Annotated in this window: 2 protein-coding genes; both read right to left on the bottom strand. The window is 64.7% G+C overall.

What is annotated here, in order from left to right:
* Positions 1-232: 232 nt before the first annotated feature.
* Entirely contained in the window at positions 233-1,759 is a 1,527-nt protein-coding gene (locus I6U14_RS15635; protein ID WP_296900449.1) for an O-antigen ligase, read from the bottom strand.
* Between the two features lie 49 nt (positions 1,760-1,808).
* A complete protein-coding gene (locus I6U14_RS15630) occupies positions 1,809-2,636 on the bottom strand; it encodes a CpsB/CapC family capsule biosynthesis tyrosine phosphatase (protein WP_296900448.1) in 828 nt (275 codons plus the stop codon).
* Positions 2,637-3,320: the final 684 nt, after the last annotated feature.

Here is a 3,320-nt window from a genome sequence, read left to right as displayed (position 1 = left end):
CGCCCTGCCCGAGGACGCCCAGCGGCGCATCGCCGAGGCCGACGAGGCGACGCTGCTGGCGTGGTCGGAGCGGGTGCTGAGCGCGAGCCGACTGGAGGATGTGCTGCATTGACGGCGCAACGCTGGGGCGCAGCACGGACAGACGCCCAATCCGAATCAGACGCCGACGCACCTGCGCGGAACGTTGAGCGACCCCCGACGGCGTGCAGCCGCCACTTCAACAAATGCAGAATCAGCGGCTCAAGAATGGGTTCTCAATCTGATCAGGCGGCGGCCCGGAAGACATCGGCCGCGCCTGTGTTGGGAGAACCAAATCCGGAGTAGTGCGCTTTCGGCGGCGCGGGCGCTTGGCGTGGTCGGCCAATGTCTGAGTCGGATACAGAAAGATCGAGAGCGCAAAGGCAAAGGCCACCTGGTTGGCTGGTGTGTAGAGGTTATAGTCCATAAGCTCGTGGATCCCCAGAAGCAAAACGCCGATGCCGCAGCCGATCTGGACATAGACAATTCTCGCCTCATGCGGCGCGCTCAAGACGCGGCGCCATTGCCAGAAGTAGACCACGATGACGAGCGCGACGAGCAAAAGCCCAGCGGCGCCCAGGTCGAATAGCCACTCGAGGTAGTCGTTGTGGGCCCGGTTGATGAAGGCCCATCCCAGTTCGAGTGGCTGGTACGCAGGAAAGGCGAACGGAAAGGCACCCGGACCGGCGCCGACGGGGAACATCGCACCGATACCAAGCATGGTGTCGTTGAAGATCTGCCAGCGGGCGTCGCTTTCCAGGCCGGCGGCCGAGAAGCGATCGAGCACCGGCGCAAGCCCGATGCTAACCCCCGCGGCGACAGCCAGGGCAAGAATCACACCCGCAGGGCCAAGTGCGCTCTTCTGGCCAACCTGCCGAGCAAAAACGGCTGTCGTGAGCAGGATACCGAGAATCGTCAGCGCGATACCGGTGCGGGAGCGGGTAAAGACGACACCGACGATCAGTAGCAAGGCGACTGCAGCATACAGGATGACCTTGTTCCCAGATCGCGAGCCTAGCTTAACTGCGCTGCGCTTAATCGCTTTGCCCTTGTAGTCGTGCGAGTCGAGGCGGCTCAGCGCATAAAAAAGCAGGGCCAGGGTCACGGGCAGAACCATCTCGATGAGGCCCGCCAAATGATTGCGGTTGGCGTATGTACCCACTGCAGACAGCCGATGCGCCCCTTCTACGGTGAGCGGTGTACCGCCACCTTGGCCGGTGCCGTACTGCAGAAGCCCAAAGAGGGCTTGCAGCGCAGCGATGACGATAAGCACGCCGACGAGACCTTCCAGTTGCTTGGGCCTGAGCACCCGCACGCCGAGAAAAACGCTGATCGGTAGCACGATGGACAGGACGGCAGCGGCCGCTGCGCTCGGAACGAGGGCGAGCTTAGCGAACTCCGGATGCGTGGATACCGTCAGGTACGTGCTCGCTTCTCGATAGAGATCTCTCCCGGGCAGCCAGTCGGTGACGCCAGCCGGGAGCGGCATCAAGTAGAGCGCCGGCAGGACGCCCAGCAGCGCAATGGCCGTCGCCTGCAGCTTGCTGATGATGATGCGCTGCGGGGACCAGAGCGCGACGGTGAGGAGTGCCAACCCCAGCAGTTGGCTGACCAAGGCGGCGAGCGGGGTAGCGCCGGCCCGGAAGATGGGGGTGAACACCATCACGGCCAGCAGGAGGGCGAACGCAATGGCCGCCCGGGCTGTGGTGCCCTGCCCGCTCGAGGGACTGCTGGCTCGCAAGGTGGATGGTCTCCGGTGGACGGGGGTTCGCGCTGGAGCTTTGCGAGCGCTACGCCTTCTCTGGATCGGAGAAGAGGCGGCTGAACCAACCGCGACGCTGTTTTGCGCGCCGGCTGCCTGGCGCGTCTCCGCGCTGGGCCGGTGGTGGGACAATGTTGCCGGCGGGCTGGTCTTCGAGCACCGCCCGGGGCCGGTCCTCTACGAGACGCTGTGCCTCTTCGGCGCCGACCCACTGAGCCGCGGCATCACGCCCGGCAGAGAGGATAGGTGGGCGGAACTCGGGGTCATGTGAATCCGTCGCCAGGATATGTACGATGCCGTCGTCCAGCATGCGCTCACTCCAGTAGCGCGCCCGGCGGCCGAAATCTCCGGTCACGGCCCCCGCTGTCAGTTGGATCCAGGCACCGTCGGCGGCCGCGCTCAGAAACCAGTCGTAGTGGTCATCATCCAGCCAGGTGAGCCGCTCGGGGTGCGTGATAATGGGAATGTAGCCCGCAGCCAGGGTGTCGAACAACGTCTCGGCGAAACGCACCGGCACAGTGTGATGGGGCGGCTCGAACAGAAAGTACCGCGACCCGTGCAGCGTCGGATGGGTCCCGCGCCGCAACCCCATCAACAGCTCTGGAACGATCTGGATGTCCGCGCCGAAGGTCAGCTCCAAGGGTATTCCGGCCTCGACCACCGCGTTGCGGAAGGCCTCGACAGCAGCGCGGATATTCTCTGTGGCATTCTCGTAGAGTCCCGGATAGATGTGCGGCGTACAGGCGGTGACCTCGATATCGTCCTCCGCCGCAACACGGGCCATCGCCAGCGCGGTCGCAAGGTCATGCGCTCCGTCGTCGATGCCGTGCAACATGTGGCAGTGTAGGTCGATCACAGGTTGGTCTCCAGAAACTGCGGGGCCTCAACCCAATCGAGGCAGACCGTCAAAATGCCCTTCGCAGACGGCGGCCGCAAGCGGAATTTGCGTCAGAGGCTTGTCGGCGGCCCTTGTCGGCGATGGCAGCTGTATGCAGCGGAACTCGGCCTGGGGCCGCGGCTTGGCGGCAAATGCCGCTGGTGAGGCGGAGACTGGGGGCGCGATGGAAGGCGTTCGATTCTGCGCGACTGCCCGCCAGTCCTGTCGCTCCCGCGGGAATTTTACGCGAGTCACTCTGAACACGGCGATTCGACGGCTCGGTTGGCCGATTGTCCGGTATCCGTTGGACTCCAGCCTGAACCGATGTGCTGTTGGTTGCGAGCTTGGTCCCGGTGGGGCATGATTCAAGGTTTAATGCCGCCCTGTCGGTTCACAGATGATGCATGTAAGGTCTTTGTTTTTCTCGGTCTGCATTCCCGCGGCCATCCTCGCGGGCTGCGCGGGCGGGTCTGTGGTTCCCGACGCCCGGCCGCTGCCTGGCACTGGGCCGACCCACCTCGGCGCAAGCGGCGCGGCACGGTCGGGGGCGCCCGTCTCCGCGATGGTCGGCGTTCCCAGCGACCCCGGCGTAGCTACCAACCACCGCATCACCCCCGGGGATGTGCTGGCAACCCAGGTCTTACATGCCGATGAGCCGAGCAC

This window comes from Thiohalocapsa sp. (assembly GCF_019695415.1).
Taxonomy (GTDB): domain Bacteria; phylum Pseudomonadota; class Gammaproteobacteria; order Chromatiales; family Chromatiaceae; genus Thiohalocapsa.
Note: the sequence above shows the minus strand (reverse complement) of the source record. Positions and strands in the feature narration are given on the sequence as shown.